This window comes from Haloarcula argentinensis DSM 12282 (assembly GCA_000336895.1).
Taxonomy (GTDB): Archaea; Halobacteriota; Halobacteria; order Halobacteriales; family Haloarculaceae; genus Haloarcula; species Haloarcula argentinensis.
The window spans coordinates 136,410-152,870 of the sequence record AOLX01000003.1 but is presented as its reverse complement, the minus strand read 5'-3'; the positions used below and the strand labels follow the sequence as shown (position 1 = coordinate 152,870).

General features: G+C 54.3%; 12 protein-coding genes and 1 pseudogene. 3 read left to right on the top strand and 10 right to left on the bottom strand.

Going from position 1 to position 16,461, the window contains the following annotated elements:
- Positions 1-732: 732 nt before the first annotated feature.
- From C443_RS20615 to C443_RS00680, 9 genes are all read right to left on the bottom strand, one after another.
- Positions 733-1,818, bottom strand: coding sequence for an oligopeptide/dipeptide ABC transporter ATP-binding protein (locus C443_RS20615; RefSeq protein WP_080505421.1), 1,086 nt, complete (start codon positions 1,816-1,818; stop codon positions 733-735).
- Complete coding sequence (locus C443_RS00715) at positions 1,805-2,896, bottom strand: ABC transporter ATP-binding protein (RefSeq protein ID WP_005532836.1); 1,092 nt, start codon at positions 2,894-2,896, stop codon at positions 1,805-1,807. Before C443_RS00715 ends, C443_RS20615 begins: the two co-directional genes overlap by 14 nt.
- A gap of 2 nt (positions 2,897-2,898) precedes the next feature.
- Complete coding sequence (gene nikC, locus C443_RS00710; RefSeq protein WP_005532835.1) at positions 2,899-3,789, bottom strand: nickel transporter permease; 891 nt, start codon at positions 3,787-3,789, stop codon at positions 2,899-2,901.
- A complete protein-coding gene (nikB, locus tag C443_RS00705; protein ID WP_005532833.1) occupies positions 3,786-4,736 on the bottom strand; it encodes a nickel ABC transporter permease in 951 nt (316 codons plus the stop codon). The genes nikC and nikB overlap by 4 nt, the downstream gene beginning before the upstream one ends.
- Before the next feature lie 5 nt (positions 4,737-4,741).
- Entirely contained in the window at positions 4,742-6,265 is a 1,524-nt protein-coding gene (locus C443_RS00700) for an ABC transporter substrate-binding protein (protein WP_005532831.1), read from the bottom strand.
- A gap of 156 nt (positions 6,266-6,421) precedes the next feature.
- Complete coding sequence (locus tag C443_RS00695) at positions 6,422-7,906, bottom strand: ABC transporter substrate-binding protein (protein ID WP_005532829.1); 1,485 nt, start codon at positions 7,904-7,906, stop codon at positions 6,422-6,424.
- 318 nt (positions 7,907-8,224) lie between these two features.
- The gene (locus tag C443_RS00690; protein ID WP_049943795.1) at positions 8,225-9,421 is read right to left on the bottom strand and encodes an ABC transporter substrate-binding protein; all 1,197 of its coding nucleotides are present in this window, start codon (positions 9,419-9,421) and stop codon (positions 8,225-8,227) included.
- A gap of 44 nt (positions 9,422-9,465) precedes the next feature.
- Complete coding sequence (locus C443_RS00685; protein WP_005532825.1) at positions 9,466-10,299, bottom strand: hypothetical protein; 834 nt, start codon at positions 10,297-10,299, stop codon at positions 9,466-9,468.
- Between the two features lie 57 nt (positions 10,300-10,356).
- Positions 10,357-10,611 carry a hypothetical protein gene (locus C443_RS00680; RefSeq protein ID WP_005532823.1) on the bottom strand — a complete coding sequence of 85 codons (255 nt, stop codon included), beginning with the start codon at positions 10,609-10,611 and terminating at the stop codon, positions 10,357-10,359.
- A 146-nt stretch (positions 10,612-10,757) separates the two neighbouring features.
- Between C443_RS00680 and C443_RS00675 the strand changes: the two genes are divergently transcribed.
- From C443_RS00675 to C443_RS00665, 3 genes are all read left to right on the top strand, one after another.
- Positions 10,758-11,084, top strand: a complete 327-nt coding sequence (locus C443_RS00675; protein WP_005532821.1) for a helix-turn-helix transcriptional regulator — start codon at positions 10,758-10,760, stop codon at positions 11,082-11,084.
- Between the two features lie 682 nt (positions 11,085-11,766).
- Positions 11,767-12,639 (top strand): ParA family protein, encoded by an 873-nt coding sequence (locus tag C443_RS00670; protein ID WP_005532820.1) that lies wholly within the window; start codon positions 11,767-11,769, stop codon positions 12,637-12,639.
- On the top strand, positions 12,636-13,028 hold the full coding sequence (locus C443_RS00665) for a hypothetical protein (RefSeq protein ID WP_005532818.1): 393 nt from the start codon (positions 12,636-12,638) through the stop codon (positions 13,026-13,028). Before C443_RS00670 ends, C443_RS00665 begins: the two co-directional genes overlap by 4 nt.
- Before the next feature lie 2,387 nt (positions 13,029-15,415).
- Here C443_RS00665 and C443_RS20605 read toward each other — a convergent pair.
- Positions 15,416-15,923: pseudogene (locus C443_RS20605) on the bottom strand (IS6 family transposase); the annotation flags it as partial.
- Positions 15,924-16,461 lie beyond the last annotated feature (538 nt).

Sequence of the window (16,461 nt, the reverse complement as noted above, 5' to 3'; positions counted from 1 at the left end):
AATCGATGATAATCCAATCAGGGTCTACTGTGAGTTCACGAGTCTCCGTATGAACTACTTCATCAGTATCAGTGCGTTCTATCCGTAATTCCACTGGGACTGTAGTAGATCCTGTGTTTACGAAGCTGAGTTTCTGCATCGTCGCATACCCCTTACTACCAGTAGAGGAACAGCCCGCTAGTAGACCGATTCCCCCACCCGCAGTAACATGAAGTAGCTCCCGTCGCTTCACGACTAACCTCTCCGGTAACTCCGGTAAGTGCTTTCCCCGTACTGACGGATATAGACGAGAGAATAGTTGATCATAACAGCTTCTAACTAACCAACACTATGCCGCTGCTACCACCGTATGTTGGTTAGCGAGCCACCCATTTGGAGGTCCAAGAGGATTTACGCATCAGTCGCTCGTCAACTACGAATACATACTCACGCCATCGTGGGCCTTTCTAACAGGCCCCGGCACGTAGTCGCGGTCGGAGTGTGGGGTGTAAGAGCAGCGGCGTGACAAAGGTCTATATGATGTCGAGGTGACGCTCAACCAAGCGTATGGATATGGTTTAGGGATGCAATAGCAAAGGGCCTCTCCACGCTATTCGTGAAGCCGACCCGGAGAAAGTACCCAACTGGGGCGTATACGACCCAGATGAGGGTCCATGTGGAGACCGTATAGCCACGCTTACTGACGATGGAACGCCCACCCCTAATTCGAGTCCCATACCCAGTGCATACAGCTCAGCTTCGGCCGGGATTTGAATCCAAGTCTCGGTCCAGTACATTCTCGTTGTCGTCTGTGTCTGCTTCGCCCGTTGCTTCTGGAGCATGAGGACACCGGACACGTGTGTTCTGAACCGCTTCGAGTGAAGGATGTTGTTCCTCACACGATTGTGTCACAGCTGGACAACGTGGGTGGAACGGACATCCTTCTGGTCGGTCTGCTGGGTCAGGAGGAGCACCGCGAAGCGGCATTGGTGGGGTGTCTCGTGGGTCATCACTTGGAATCGCACGAATTAATGCTTCAGTATATGGATGGTTAGGGGACTGGAACAGTTTGTTTGCTTGCCCGAATTCGACGATCTCGCCAGCATACATTACCGCGACCCTGTCGGCAAGGAACCTGACGACATCGAGGTCATGGGAAATAAACAGGTAGCCGACACCAAACTGCTGTTGTACGTCCGCAAGAAGTGACAGCACTCTCGCCTGTGTTGCCATATCGAGTCCGGAAACCGGCTCATCGAGGACGATTACGTCAGGGTCGTGCGCGATAGCCCGGGCAAGAGCGACGCGTTGTATCTGTCCACCAGAGAGTTCTCTCGGATACCGATCAGCGATTTCTGGAGTGAGGTCGACGCTACACAAGAGCTCAGCAACGTCGTCAGGCCCAGTTCCATGTATCGACGCCGTGGTTGCATCGCCAGTGGCTTCAGCAATTGACCGGCCGACAGGCCACCGGGGATCAAAGCTCCCCCGGGCGTGTTGAAACACGACGCCGACTCGCCGCCGTTGTGCGGTGGAACGCTCTGAGAGGTCACCGACACGGGTTCCATCGAGACAAACTTGGCCATCGTCCGGGGTGAGCTGCCCGGTAGTGAGTTTCGCGAGCGTTGACTTCCCGCAGCCACTCTCACCAACAAGCCCCAGCGTTTCACCATGTTGGACCGCCAGAGACACATCACAGACCGCTTTCGCCGATGGATCTCTGCCACGCAACCGGTCGAGGATAGATCGCTTCGGTGAGAACGCTTTCGAGACGTTCTGTACTTCAACCACAGGAGCACCGGTCTGTGCATCGTCTGGAGTCTGGCTACGCTGTGTCATGCTGTTGCCCTCCGTCAGCTGCTGGTCTCTCTTGCTGTTCGGACACTGACTGGGCTTCAGAGACTGGCGCTTCCACACAGGCCAGTCGGTGATCCGACGCGGCCTCCGTTGTTTGAATCGGACCCGAACGACACGCGTCGGTCACGTGCTGACAGTGGTCGGCGAGCGGACAGCCCTCGTGACTGCCGGTGTGGTCCTGTGGACGTGCCATGGCAGAGTGCCCTCGCTCGTCAGCGTCGCTGTTGCGGACCGAACACGAAAGCAGTGCTCTCGTGTACGGGTGTTTCGGTGCGGTCAGTATCCGCTCAACCGGGCCAGCCTCCATTACCTGTCCGTCATACAGCACCACGACGCGGTCACAGGTCTGTGCAATCACGCCAATATCATGGGAAATCAGGAGAATGCTGGTGTTTTGCTCGTCACGTAGCGAGCGCAATCGCCTGAGGATATCTGCCTGTGTAGTCGTGTCAAGCGCTGTTGTCGGCTCGTCGGCAATTAGTAACGCGGGCTCACTTGCGAGTGCAGTTGCGAGAACGGCTCGCTGCCGGAGCCCACCGGAAAGCTCGTGGGGGAACGACGACACGCTTGCATCCGGATTCGGGATGCCAACTTGCTCCATCAATTCGATAGCGCGCTCGCGTGCGTTCTCCCACGCTGACCGATCCCGGAACGGTGATACACCGAGGAAATCTAGCAGACGCTGTTTCCCACTCGATTCGTGTATTCGAACCGATTCAGCGATCTGTTCACCGACCGAAAACACCGGGTTCAACGTTTCCGTCGGGTCCTGAAAAACCATCGAGATACTGTTTCCACGTAGTCGACACAGTGTCGCTTCAGAAGCAGTTGTCAGCTCTCTCCCAGCAAAGGTAATCGATCCGTCAACGATTTTTCCGGGGGCCTCAAGTCGGCAAATTGATTGGGCAGTAGCGGACTTGCCGCTACCACTTTCGCCCAGTATGCCGACAATTTCGGCGCGGTCAACAGTGAACGACACCCCGTTGACCGCGTCAACGGTCCCTTGATCGCTGTCGAAACGAGTATGCAGGTTCTCGACGCGAAGCAGTGATTCGCTCATTGTTATAGTTCCTCCATCTGGGCTGTTTGCGTGGGTGAAAGCATATCTCGAAGACTGTCTCCGAGAAGATTGAAGCCGAGCACGGTGACCATGATACAGAGGCCCGGAGCGTTGACAAGCCACCATGCCTGTCTGAGATAGTTGCGTCCGGATGCAAGCATCGTCCCCCATTCAGGTGTGGGTGGCTGTGCGCCCAGCCCAAGGAATGAGAGTCCCGCAGTGCCAAGAATGACGCTGCCGATGTCGAGCGTTGCCAGAACGACAACTGGTGCAACGACGTTCGGTAGTAAGTGGCGAGTTGCGATATGCATCCGCGACCGGCCGAGTAATCGTGCGGTGGTCACAAACTCGCGTTCGCGAAGCGAGAGAACGCTACTCCGAACTAACCGTGCGTACGATGCCCACCCGACGACCGCCAGTGCAAGCATCACGTTCACCAGACTCGGTCCCAGAATCCCAGCGATGACGAGTGCAAGGACGATTCCGGGGAACGCAAGCAGCGTATCGACAAGTCGCATCAACGCCTCATCGACCCAGCCACCGGCGTAGCCGGCGACAAGACCGACTGCCGTCCCCACGAGAAGGCGCACAGTGGTTACAGCGACGGCGATACCGAGCGAGAACCGCGCACCGTGAAGAAGTCTGGTCAGTACGTCTCTACCGAGCTGATCGGTCCCGAACGGATGGGACAGCGACGGTGACTCAAGCCTGTTCGAAAGATCCTGTTCGGCTGGATCGTAGGGCGAAACAACTGGTCCAAGCGCCGCAAGAACGAGTAACGTGAGCACAACTCCGATCCCAAATTGTCCGAGGCGGTCAGCTGTGAGTCCATCAGTCCACCCCTGTCGCTTGTCGGCCTGCCGTTTTCTTCTGTTGGCTGCGCGGTCGCTCATGTTGGGTCACCTCCGAGATCGATTCGTGGGTCAAGTCGGCTGTACGTCAGGTCAACGGCAAAGTTCATCAGGACAAAGATGACGCCGATTAGCAGTGTCACGCCCTGCACGACCGGGTAGTCACGAGCAAAGATTGCATCAACAAGTAACGTCCCCAGCCCCGGACGCTGAAAGACCACCTCGATGACGACTGCGCCGTTGAGGACGTAACTCAACTGTAACCCAATAATCGTCACGACGGGCACAAGCGCGTTCCGGAGCGCGTGTTTGTAGATGATAATCCGTTCTCGCAACCCTTTCGCTCTGGCGGCCTGAATGTACGCATCGTCCAGAACATCGAGCATCGCTGTTCGGACCAGTCGTGCGATAACCGCAGCCATTCCGGAGCCGAGTGTCAGTGAGGGGAGAATCAGATGTTCCAGTCCAGCCGCGCCGGCCACCGGAAAGAGGTTGAGTCGGAGCGAACAGACGATAATAAGCAGATAGCCAAGCCAGAAGTTTGGCATCGAGACCCCAATTAGCGAGCCGATCTGTGCGGCGTAGTCAGCCTGACTTCCCGGATTCCTCGCGCTGGCGATTCCGGCCGGGATAGCTATCACAAGCGCGACGAATATCGATGCAACAGCGAGTACGATTGTATTCGGCAACCGCTGGATAATCATCTCGGAGACAGACCGGTCGTTGTAGTACGAGTGACCGAGGTCGCCCTGCAGTACGTCCCCCATCCAGTGGGCGTACTGAACTAGGAATGGATCGTCAAGCCCATTTTCAGCTCGGAACTGCTCCACCGCTTCCTGAGATGGGATCTGTCCACCCATCTGCTGGGTCAGAATCGTTCGTGCCGGATCGCCCGGCGTGATGAAGATCAGTCCGTACGTGAGAAGCGACACACCAAGCAGAACGATTGCCATCGTCAGCAGTCGCTTGCATAGTTCCTGCCCGTTCATCGCTGCTATGTGACATCCTCCAGATGGTAACAGGATTCGATAGGATGGGGCTGATAGCCCTCAACGTCGGCACGTGTCCCGATGACGTTTGCGTAGTAGGTGAGCCAGCCGAGCGGGAGGTCGCGTTGAATACGCCGCTGGACCGCTGCGTATCGCTTGAACCGTTCGTCACGGTCAGCTATCCGTCTGGCTGCTTCGAGGTGCTGATCGACCGTTTCGTTCTCGTAGCCACTGAACATCGTCGCCGTCTCCGAGTGAACGAAGTCGGACAGTCGATCCGGGTCGGGATACCATAGCACTGAACTCGACCATAGAACGGTGTCGAACTCCCCGTTTTTCGCTTGCTCTTTGATTGTCGAGGACTCCATGACCGAAATATCGACATCGAAGCCAACCGCCTGAAGCTGTGTCTGTATCACTTCGGCAATCGTGGGCAGTAATGGACGGGTGTTGTACGTCCAGATCGAGACAGACAGTTCCTCGCCATCGCGGATACGGCTGTCTCCATCTGCTTCCCATCCCGCTTCAGCGAGAAGGCTCCGTGCCTTCTCAGGCAAGTGTTCGTACGGTTCGAGCTCTGCAGCCCACTCCGTTACGTCTGACGGGAACGGACCAACTGCTTTCGACCCCAGCCCATTCAACAGCGACGCAACGATGTGGTCCCGGTCGATAGCATGCATCACCGCTCTGCGAACTTTTCTGTCCGAAAACGGTGCCGAGTCGAGGTCGAACACGAGGTATCGGGCTCGGGGGATCTTGTACGTGTGGGCAGTGAGATCGGGATCGGATGCAAGCGTATCCGCTGCCTTGTTCGGCAGAATACGTGCCATGTCCAGTTCCCTGTTTTCGAGTTTCAGCCGCCGAGTCTGGTCGTCAGTGATCCCTTCATAGATGAGTGTGTCAATGTGCGCGCCCGAACCGTAGTAGTCCGGGTTGGCGGTTGCCGTGATTGTCGAGCCTGCCTCCCAGTTTTCGAATTGAAACGGTCCAGTACCGATCGGCTCATTGACTGATCCATCGTCGTCGATTGCGGCCGGTGAAACAGGGCAGGTAATCCCACGGGTGCAGTGTGCTGGTAGTGGCGAGAACGGAACTGCTGTCTGAATTGTAATCGTCCGGTCAGCAGTGGCTTCAACTGCATCGACCGGGACTGCAGCCATCGAACTTGAGTCGAATGCTCGCGTGAGTGATGGGAGAACAGTTGCTGCGGTCACGTCGGTACCGTCGTGGAACGTAACTCCCTCACGGAGTGCGAACTCCCATGTCCTGTTGTTGACCATGTGCCAGTCCGTGGCCAGGCCCGGTGACACGGTCCCGTCGTAATCGACGGTAAGCAGTGGCTCAAGCACGTTGATGCGTCGCCAGAGCCAGCCGTTTGTCACGGGGTCTATCGAATCCGGTGTCCAGGGTGAGCCAACTCTGAACGTGTCATCGTCTTTGCTCTCGCTGCCTCGTAGCCAATACCCACCGAGACCGGAAATGCCGGCCGCGGCTCCAAACAATGCCTGTCGTCGCGTGAATTTATACATACGATATCACACACTTTCTCCATCTCACTCGATTGCTCGTCAATACCATCTGGCTTGGTCCACTGGCTGCTGGCGGTGAGTATGTCGACCCCAGATCGTGAATCCAGTCTAGACCTGAGCTGGAACGCAGGAAACCCACGCTCATGCTATTCCTGTTCATTGTTCTCGCGTGAGCCCGGACCACTCGATCATGTTGTCTACTGGATGGCCGTCGATACCGGCGACATCCGCCTGCCGGCCGAAGACGGACTCGTTGTAGTACAGCGGAATGACCGCTCCGGTATCGACCACGCGTCGCTGGACTTCAGCGTAGTAGTCTCGTTTTGCTTCCAGCGTTTCTGCCCGGTATCCCTGTTCGATGAGACGGTCGACTTCGGGGCCAGGATTGTAGATACCGGTGCCATTTTGCTGGTAGCGTTTCCGGTTGTCACTGCCCTCTGAGTGGAACATTGCTCGAATAAGATAGTCACAGGCAGCGCTGTTCGATCCGAAACCGACGAGCGTCAGGTTCGCTTCCCCGGCGGTGAACGTGTCGTTGAAAGATGCTGGGTCGACCTGCCGAATCTCGCTTGTGACGCCTATCTCTTCGAACCACCCGGAGAGCGTCTGTGCGATCGTTCTATCGTCGGTGTTTTTGCTGTTGATCAGAATCGAGAGTGTTTCGTTGTTGTATCCGGATGCCGCAACAAGCTCCCGTGCCCGATCCCTGTCTGGTCCGTAGGTCGGGAGGTCATCGTGAACTGACCACGGAATAGTAGACGAAATCGGCCCACGTGCTGGCTTACCGATGCCGTTGAGGACGCTGTCGACGATCCGGCTCTGGTCGACAGCCCAGTTGAGTGCCTTTCGCAGTTGCTCGTCATCGGTCGGGGACCGATATAGATTCACCGCAACGAGACCAGCTTCAGGTGTGAGATACGTGTCGACCGCTGTCTCCGGCGCGTCGGCAAGCGCCGTAGCCCGACTTTTCGGGATTTGCTGTGCGACATCAACTGAACCTTTTTCAAGAGACAGTACGCGCGTGTTAGGGTCTTTTATCCACTCGAAAGTGAGCTCTGTGGGGTTAGCCGTGTCGTCCCGATAGCCAGCAAACGGGGTAAGCCTTATCGACTGTCCCGGCTTGACCTCATCAACCTGATACGGGCCTGTCCCAGTCGGCGTCTCGCTTTCATCAGGGTGCTGAATGCCAAAGTACTGGTGTGATATTGTACCAGGAAACGCGGGGAAGGGCTCCGTTGTCTCGAACCGAACAGTGGTGTCATCTACTGCCGTGACGCCGTCAGACGTGACACCGATCCAGCCCGGGACCCACGCCCACTGCTCAAAAACCCGGTTGAAGGAGTGGACAACTGCGTCTGCTGTCAGCGAGGCTCCGTTGTGGAATGTGACATCGTCGCGTAATGAAAACTCCCACGTCGTCTCGTCAACGGCCTCCCAGTCTGTAGCAAGCAGCGGTGCGGTTTCCATCTCCGCCGTGGTGTCAACGAGCGGCTCAAACACATGCGTGTAGTAGGGTGTGATACCGTTGTAGACATCCCATTTCTCCCGTGTTGGATCTCGCGTCAACGCAACAGTAAATGAGTCGTCGGCGTCGGCCTCTGAGCTGCTACAGCCTGCAAGCAGGCCAGCGGCACCGGCCAAAGTGCCGCCTAAGAGCTCCCGCCTCGAACAGAGTTTAGGCACTGGCCGTCACCTTGCTTCTGAGCCGCATGTGGACAGCATCAACACAGATAGATGGATCTAATTCCACGCGGCTGCTTACCGGGAAATATTGTACAAATATCGACATCATGTGAGATATACGGAGGGGTAGCCAGTAAAACAATTTTGGTTTAGCTAACTAAAATGAGTTTGTGTAAGGTGCACCGGATATTCTCTTTTCTCAGACCATATAATAAATGATGCTCTAGGAAGAGATTTCACGGTGCCTATTGGCACAGGCCACTTCTTATCACCAGTTTACACCCTTCCATTGATAATGTCAGCGACCCGCTGTCGGTCGAATAACTGGTGTTCAGTGGGAACGTCGCCGACAGACCCAGGCCACTCGCCAAACTCATCTGGGTACAATTGCATCGCAACCGCCTCCGCCGAGAAGAGGTCAATGATCGGCCCCATGTTTGTCCCAGCCGACCGTACGAAGTTCTCGTTTTGGACTGCAGTCAATTCACTCAACGTTTCGTGATTCTTGGCTGCCTGGAGCGTTTGCTGGAAGGATTCGTTATTCCCCGTGGTCAGATTATCGATCAGTCCGATGTATTCCGGGTCAACGTCAAGGAGCTTTTCGTACCCGATCTCCTTGTACCGAACGTAGGTATCTCCCTTGAACGCACTGTTGACGCCCAGTTTACGCAAGGTTCTTGTATCGTTTCGGAATGCGTCGATCTCCGCCGCCCGCAACGTTTTTCCTTCAATATCGAAGTCTATGATGAACGCGCCGACGGTCGGTTTGTCATCCGGAAGTCGCGACTGTATCTCGGCAAACACCTCCTCTTTGAAAGCGATCCATGCATCGTACCGGTCTTGCCGCTGGAAGATTTTTGCTGCCTTCTCGACGGCATCATACAGTGTATAGTACGGGTCTCGTTCGTATGGAAAGCGGATCATTGATCCCAATATTGGACCGACGTTGCGCTCTATCTCTTCGAGATCCTCATCATTCCATCCCGAGTACCGCTTGAGAATCCGCGGATCCATCAGGTGTACATCAGCATCAACCTCGTAGAACACTTCCTTGTCGAATTCTGAGTCACTGGAATCCAGAAGGGACTCTACAGAATCCAGATCAATAGCAACGTCAGGGAGTGCATCGTAGTATTTCAGTTGCTCTTCCTCAAGGGACATCATCGCAGATGGCTTGATGCCCAATGCCATCGCGATATCCATCCAAGCCCCGGGAAAACTTGCATAGGTTTCGGGCACTGACTCGAACGTATATGTGCCGGCTGGTTTGACCGTCACTTCGTACGGCGTTGGGTCGTCGGCTTCTGTCATTGATTGGTCGTCCGACGGGGACGTAGCTGTGGTGTCATCCGACGACGAGCCGTTGCTAGTGCCGAGACAACCGGCAACTATCCCAGCGCTAACGATACTACAGCCAGCTTTTAGAATATCCCTTCGACGGTGACAGCAGTCTAAGCCATCATCATTCTGCATATTTTAGGCTGCCCTAAAATAAACTTATGTCTTGTGGTTTTAGCTCAGTACCGCTGAAAAATCCCAACTGGCTGGTGGTTTGTGATGAAATCACGGTGAATCACAGGGTCGCTCTCTTGATCACAGCGTGTAATGTCGACTAATACACTACGGCCTACCCTCGCCTCACGAGGATTGCTGTCACTCTCTTTCCAGTCCTCCAGCGTGAACTCAAGCGTCTTCAACTCGCCGTCGGTACTCTCGAAGACAGCTGCAACCGATGGAGTCCCATGGTTGTCAGCGACGTAGGCCACTTTGATAGTGTCGTGGTCGGCGTCAAGTTTCGTCCAGCCATCGAGTTTGTCCGGCGGGTCCTCAGCAAACTGCTCGATCTCACGCTGTGTCAATTTGGCCTCTGCTGCATCCCGCCACGCTTGTTTGGTATCCTCTGCTTGAGACTGCTCGATCTCCTGAAGGGCGTCGCTGTCGATACACTCACTGGCCCAGGCAAGCACCGTCTTGGCTTTCTTGTGCTTTTCGTCGGGTTCGCCGGTTAACTGCCCGAAGTTCATCTCCTTGGGAGACATCAAGAGAACGTGCGAGCGCCAGTGGCCGGGACCAGCCTCGCAATTTTCACCGGCATCGGGAGCCCACGACTCCATCGAGACCCGTACTTCCTCGTGATGACCGAAGCCGGTTCGGACGCCGCCGGCGCGCAGGATTCGTTCCGCGAGGTCGATAGTTCGCTCGCGCTCGTCAGCAGGCGCTTCGTCTGGACGGTCAACGTCGGCGTAGAATGGCAAGCCGACGTTGTCGATGATCGTCTCTTTGTAGTTGGGACTGAGCGGCGCTTCCTCGACGAAGATCGGGTCGAACGGTGGGTCGGCTGTAGGCAACATACTGGAAAGCCTCCAGTCAGTGAGGCCGCACAAAATCGCACTGAGGCGGCGTCAGGTCTAGAGGTATTGGTCGGCAGTGTCGCCGTGGTTCGCTTCCATGGCTTCCCAGTCAGCCATTGAATCGTACTCTGGGCGGATCTCTCCGTCCGAGAGCATATCCTCAACGAAGGCTTGGACTTGTTCGTCGACGGGCGCGGCCTGCAGGTCGCGCTCCTGAACGATGAACCGGATGCCACAGAATGTGCGCCCGTCTGCTGCAAGCTGCCAGAGCAAAAGCTTTCGGTTCTGGTAGGTTGCGAGTTCGGTCAGCAATGGCGTCGTCTGTTGGATTGGACATCGTCTGGAGCCTCCGGCTGAGGTGGCTAGATAAAATGAACATTGTAGATAAGGTGAAGTAACAATACAGTGCCCGAGAAGGGCATTGAGTGGAGTTCTGCTAAGTACGAACAGATAAGATTATGACTCCCGAGAGTGGTATTTATATTGACAGTATGTATGACGTGAATAGCTTCAAACGCGATATGATGGTCGTTCTTGCGGGCATGGACAGTCCGATGGGGACAGAACTGACTGCGGAACTACAGGAATACTACTCCGAAGAAATCACAGTCGGACGTGTCTATCCGCAGCTGGATGATCTGGTTGCAAAGGGACTCATCAAAAAGAAGGCTAAGAACGGGCGAGAGAACGAATATCAATTGACGAAGCGTGGCGTGCGAGAGCTTCAGGCCCATCGAGAATGGGAAGACCAGCACTTGGATCCGATTAGTGAGCTATCTCCATAGTGAATTTTTGAAAAAGATAGACAGGATATCTCCGGAGAAGCGCCCCTGCTTGACAGCACGGTGTAGTAGACTCTCTCTCAATTGTCTCACCTTCGCGCCACTGGAGATAGTAGCACTCCCAATCGTCGATTATCTTCGTCGTCAGCGTCCCCTTCGAGCGCGCAATCTCCGCCGCTTCATTTACTTTCCCGCCCCACTCCTCGGGCGCGTCGACGGCACCGCGTCGTCGGTCTCGCTGTCCTCAGTGAGCGCAACGGCTAGCTCATCAACGGCGGTGATCGCCTGTCGTGGGCATCGCGAGCTTCTTGGTTGAGCACGTCGAGGTCGAACTGCTCCAGTGCCGACGGTGCTTGATGGGCGTATTCTTTGTGGCTCATATGCTAACCAACACAGCCCGGAAAATAGCTGTCGTGTTAGTTAGCCCGAATACCCCATTATCGATGTGTATCTACCCTCCGTTTCAGATTGGCACTATTAGTTGCTATTAACTCCAATGACTACTATCCCCTACTAATGATAATTACTACTATCCCCTACTAATGATAATTACTACTATCCCCTACTAATGATAATTACTACTATCCCCTACTAATGATAATTACTACTGTACACCACATACGTTAATAACAAACGCTACTAATACACGTAAATTATTAGTAGTAACAACATGTGGTAATAACATATGCTAGCGTATACGACGTATAGCGAGGCCGGCGGCGTCGGCAAGACGACGACAGCAGCGAACCTCGCACACGCGCACGCCCAAAACGGATTGAAAACGCTCGTCATCGACCTCGACCCGCAGGAGGCGTCTATTTCCTACATCTTCGGTGTCGACGAGGATCGCGACGATGGCGGCGCGGATAACCTCGTCCGGCACATGGTCGGTCGTGGCAAGGGCCCGTTCGAAGACCTCATCCGTGAGGATACCGGCGTCGAGAACCTTGACGTGATTCCAGCCCACAACATGCTCTCGTCGCTGGATACGACGATGCGGCGGGCCAAAGAGACCGAGGAACAGATGAATCCTGATGTCGAGTGGGTCGAAGAGGAACAACTGTACCAGCTCCTCGGGCGGAACGGCGTCCACGAGGACTACGACGTCATCATCTGCGACCCGCAGGCCTCGGAAGGCCAGGGGCTCTACAACGCGGTCATGGTCACGCAGACGGTCCTTATTCCGGTCGAACTGTCGGGCAAGGGATCGCTCAGCATCGACGGCCTAGAGCAGCTCGTCGACGGTCTGGAGGACAACCTCGGCATCGAAGTCGGCGTTCTGGGGATCGTACCCGTAGCGTTCGGCGACACGACCGGGCAACAGCAACACCTCGCAACGCTCGAAGAGGATGTCGACTACGACGTGCCAGCCGTGTTCCGGAAACGCGAGTCGCTCATGCAGGAGATGTGGGACGCCCGTGCGACTGCCTATCAGGTTGTTAAAGACGCCTACAAGGACGGCGAGAAGGGCGTCCGACGCGTTCCTGACCGCGAACACGCGACCCTCGAAAAGTACGACGACCTCGCAGCGGAAATCGAGGGAGCGTTTGATGCATGAAGTCTGGCGCTGGCTCTCCGTTCGAAGACGATTTCGACGATGATGAGAGCGCTGAAGAAACCGAGACGGCCGACGAATCCCAGGATGCCGGTAGGGCCCACGCCGGCCCCGATAGTGGTTCGTCAGCTACTGACACCGCCGACACGACCTCAAATCTCCCATACAAGTACCGTCGAGACGGTGTGCAGGACGACCGTGACCACGGGAACATTTTCCTCCGAGATGTTGCCCAAACTCACGTTGACGAGTTGGTCGACCGGATGGACGAGACCTTCCAAAACGAATCGGTGTATAAGATCGACGTTCTTGAGGCGGCCATCCTCGCGGCTGGTGAGCCCGATAAGACCGTGGAAGACGAACTCCGGAAGATGGGCTACGGGATGAAATAACTGAGCCGTTTGTTTTCGATAGTCTTGCGCTGTTAAAGCCGTCAGTCGCTGTTCACAGTGGCTGTCGCACACTCTGACCGCTCGCCGATGGATGTCGAAGCCGCACTGGATGACCTCGTTAATGACGACTGTCGAGAACCAAGACGAGTGCTACCGCCTCACCGTCGACGCCGGCTGCTGGAGACTGGTGTTCCTCAGTGTTATATCGCCAGCGTTCATGCCATCTTCACGGTTCACAGCGAAAACTACTTGATTTCTGAATCCACCAACGTAGACAGTGTCTGTGCCGACCGTCGGCGTTGTTGCACTGGTGATATCGAACTGCCAGCGTGTTTCGCCAGTCCTCGTGAGTGAGTACAGCCTGATTGTGTTCCGGCATACACTCCATCGTTGGTGAGGGCAACTGCTGTGCCCTTTCGGGAGTGCCCACGTCAGCCCGCCAAAGCTCACTTCCATTTGTTGCCTTGACTGCATATAGGGTGCTTTCACTGTTGGTGACGTACACCGTCCCATCGAAGACTGTCAGCGTAGTCTCGGCCGGCGAATCCAGCTACATGTGCCAGACTCCACTGCCATCGGCCAGATCGAAGGCTCTGAATCTCCAGCCGAATGAACAGATAGTTGTCGTCGACTGCTACAGACCCCACCAGATTTGTCTCATTGACTGGGACCTTCGTTTGCTATTGCTGTTCTCCCGTCGAAATATCAACTACGAAGAATTCGGCCGGCGAGTCTGAAAACGTCCCGTTTGCGAGGCAGGCAAACTGGTTAGTAGGTAACAGCCACTGAGATCAGTTGAATTCATATTATAGTACTAAATCCGACAGAAAATACTCTAGTCGCCATATTGGTATCCAAAACGATTTTTCAGATATATGGGGTTTATTTATATCTAAAATATTGATATCGATACACAATATACTTGATATGGTTCTAGTTATTGGCCGAATTTGAGATCCAGAAAATTTCGTACAGAAAGCTGACATACAACCAGAATCACGAAAAGAGCCGAATCCCGCTTGATCAAACAGTATTCGGATCAACGACCAACAATTCTAGTTGTACGCCGCCACTGACCATCTGTAGACTCTCCTGAAAACGGTCTATTTTCCCATTCAAAGCGACGGATGTTTATTAGTTCCAATGAGGTGGTTATTAATTGACGGTAGATGAAGCCCCGACAGAGCGGGTAGAACTACCGAAGGTCGACAGCGATGCAATCAATGATTGATTTGACTGGTTCGTTAGCCTGAGAGAGTAACCGAACGATGCCAAAATGTGAGTGGCCTGCCCGAACCGAGCCTTGGATGGGCAACGAACATCCGTAGCCACGTGGACGAGTGAAAGGAGGCACTCAGATCTTGAACATGCTTGAGGGATACGTATATTTTGTGTACGATTATTCGGTGGTCAAGGGTCGCTCTCGATCCAGGATTTCAGTACGATCCCTAGCGTGGGTTCCTTGGTAACACAATCAGAATGATACTTGTACACTTGTTATTTAAAGTGACGCATATTTGAACTTATACTATAAAGCACCATTCACATAACAGACAGGTAGGAGTTCCAAGGGCGAGATCCGTGATTACTGACTGCCAGCTTCTTCTCCGAATTCTCCGCATACACACGATTTTAGTGGTGATATGCGTCGAATGCACTCGGTTCACCCGATCCTCAGCAATGAAATTGCTACGATAAGGATTATGGCCTCAATTATGTAATCGATCCCGTGTTGATTTAGTTAGTCCAAACCGTGACTTCAGTTGCTTGGAGGAGTTCGACTTCCCAGTGTGATCAATAGAGCTACGTGATAGTAGTCACGCCGCATTTATTTCTGTCAAGGTTCGTTAGTACAGACGGCACTCTTCAGTCTCCACATTACGGATCCCAACCAGGCGGAAGAAGAGAGTGTTATGTGGTGCGGTGACGTACTGATCTTGGTTCAGTCTAGTAGTTCTAACTACTGAGGCATAGATGTGTGACTAAGCGGAAATTCGCCGATGTACGACGAAAACGCGCCCCGCGTGACCCACCGCTGGGGCGCACGGTTGCTCTCTCTGTGACCACTAGAGAGCGCACAACGGACGATCCTAACTCCGGAGAGATCACCCGTGTAACCAAGGATTCAGATTACGAGTTCATACGGGTCCCGGTTTATGATACGTGGGCTGATAGGTGGCAGAGGGTGTCCGTCCGCGATGACGATGGAGTGAAGCAACATGGACTTGGACGTACCCGATGTAACGGACGAATCGCCCTCCGAGATTGGGATTCTCATCGACAAATACGATGACAAGCGCGTTGACGAGCGCGTCGATGAGATAGAAGAACGTCCCGAGGAGATCCAGGGAGAAGCGGTTCATACCGCAGCGGTCGAACGGGTTCTCAAAAATTCGTTCGACAGCGTTCTGATTTCCGTGGTGACTCATCCCAAACCGGAGTCCAGTCCGTTGCAGTGCAGTTTGGATGTGTTGAGTGTCGTAGACGAGAAAGACGGCAGTTTCAACATCGTGTTTGTGCCGAAGTTAGTGTAGGGAAATTTCTGCAGGGGGGTAGTAGTCGTCCCAAAGAGTCGGACGTGAAGCAGTTCGTGTGACTGTGGATCGGCAGCGGCGTACAGCCGGAATTGCTGATCGTTGATGCGAGTCACTGCTTCGTCCAGCAATTTGATTGGAAGATTTCACAGATTCTGGCTGTAGATTGGTCTTCTGAACCCAATCGTGGACGGCTTTGCGGCTGCGTTGGACACCCCAATCTTCGAGTAATTCGACGGTATTCGACAACGTCGGTCCCGCAACGTGCGATTGAATACCTAACGCCATCGCCGACTCGGGTGTACGTTCACCCTCCACAAAATCCAAATTAATCTACTCTATATTCGCTGAGGCGGCTGATTTCTGGATAGACACCAAGAAATCAATCCGCCTCACTTTTTACGCTTAACTAAACACTGCGGCTGTATCCCCTCCCCACTGCGTTTCTTGTCCGTTTGCACGGACTGTGATACTCCTTGAGGGAGGGGACCGCCTGCAAGTAGCTAGGTCTTAGAGGACCGACGTAGCCCCACAGCTGAGGCCGCAGGTGAGTCCGCAGTCTCCGAGTTCGTTGATCTCCTCAGGACGACGATCTTGATCCATTGGGGAGGGAGGCTCAAAATCCTCGTCGAGATCGTTTTTACGACTCTCATCCACACCGTCTGCATGGCCTACTATAGACATGCAAATGACAATTAGCCGGTTAATTATAAAAAACCTTGCATAGAGAATGCAATAGACGGCTCTGTTAATAATGAGGATATAGTATGAGTACTGATGATAATCTATTGTCTATCCGGCTATACGCCTGTCACTGCGCAGGAAATTCCACACGCCGTTGCCACACAACTAGCGCCGCAAGTAGCGACACACAGTTCTGCTGGATCACAGTTGTTTGC

Bases quoted from the DNA above. Each gene is read 5' to 3' on its own strand.
- C443_RS00670 (WP_005532820.1), top strand. From the start codon at position 11,767: ATGCTAGCGTATACGACGTATAGCGAGGCCGGCGGCGTCGGCAAGACG.
- C443_RS00665 (WP_005532818.1), top strand. From the start codon at position 12,636: ATGAAGTCTGGCGCTGGCTCTCCGTTCGAAGACGATTTCGACGATGAT.
- C443_RS00715 (WP_005532836.1), bottom strand. From the start codon at position 2,896: ATGAGCGAATCACTGCTTCGCGTCGAGAACCTGCATACTCGTTTCGAC.
- C443_RS00690 (WP_049943795.1), bottom strand. From the start codon at position 9,421: ATGCAGAATGATGATGGCTTAGACTGCTGTCACCGTCGAAGGGATATT.
- C443_RS00700 (WP_005532831.1), bottom strand. From the start codon at position 6,265: ATGTATAAATTCACGCGACGACAGGCATTGTTTGGAGCCGCGGCCGGC.
- nikB (WP_005532833.1), bottom strand. From the start codon at position 4,736: ATGAACGGGCAGGAACTATGCAAGCGACTGCTGACGATGGCAATCGTT.
- nikC (WP_005532835.1), bottom strand. From the start codon at position 3,789: ATGAGCGACCGCGCAGCCAACAGAAGAAAACGGCAGGCCGACAAGCGA.
- C443_RS20615 (WP_080505421.1), bottom strand. From the start codon at position 1,818: ATGACACAGCGTAGCCAGACTCCAGACGATGCACAGACCGGTGCTCCT.
- C443_RS00675 (WP_005532821.1), top strand. From the start codon at position 10,758: ATGACTCCCGAGAGTGGTATTTATATTGACAGTATGTATGACGTGAAT.
- C443_RS00685 (WP_005532825.1), bottom strand. From the start codon at position 10,299: ATGTTGCCTACAGCCGACCCACCGTTCGACCCGATCTTCGTCGAGGAA.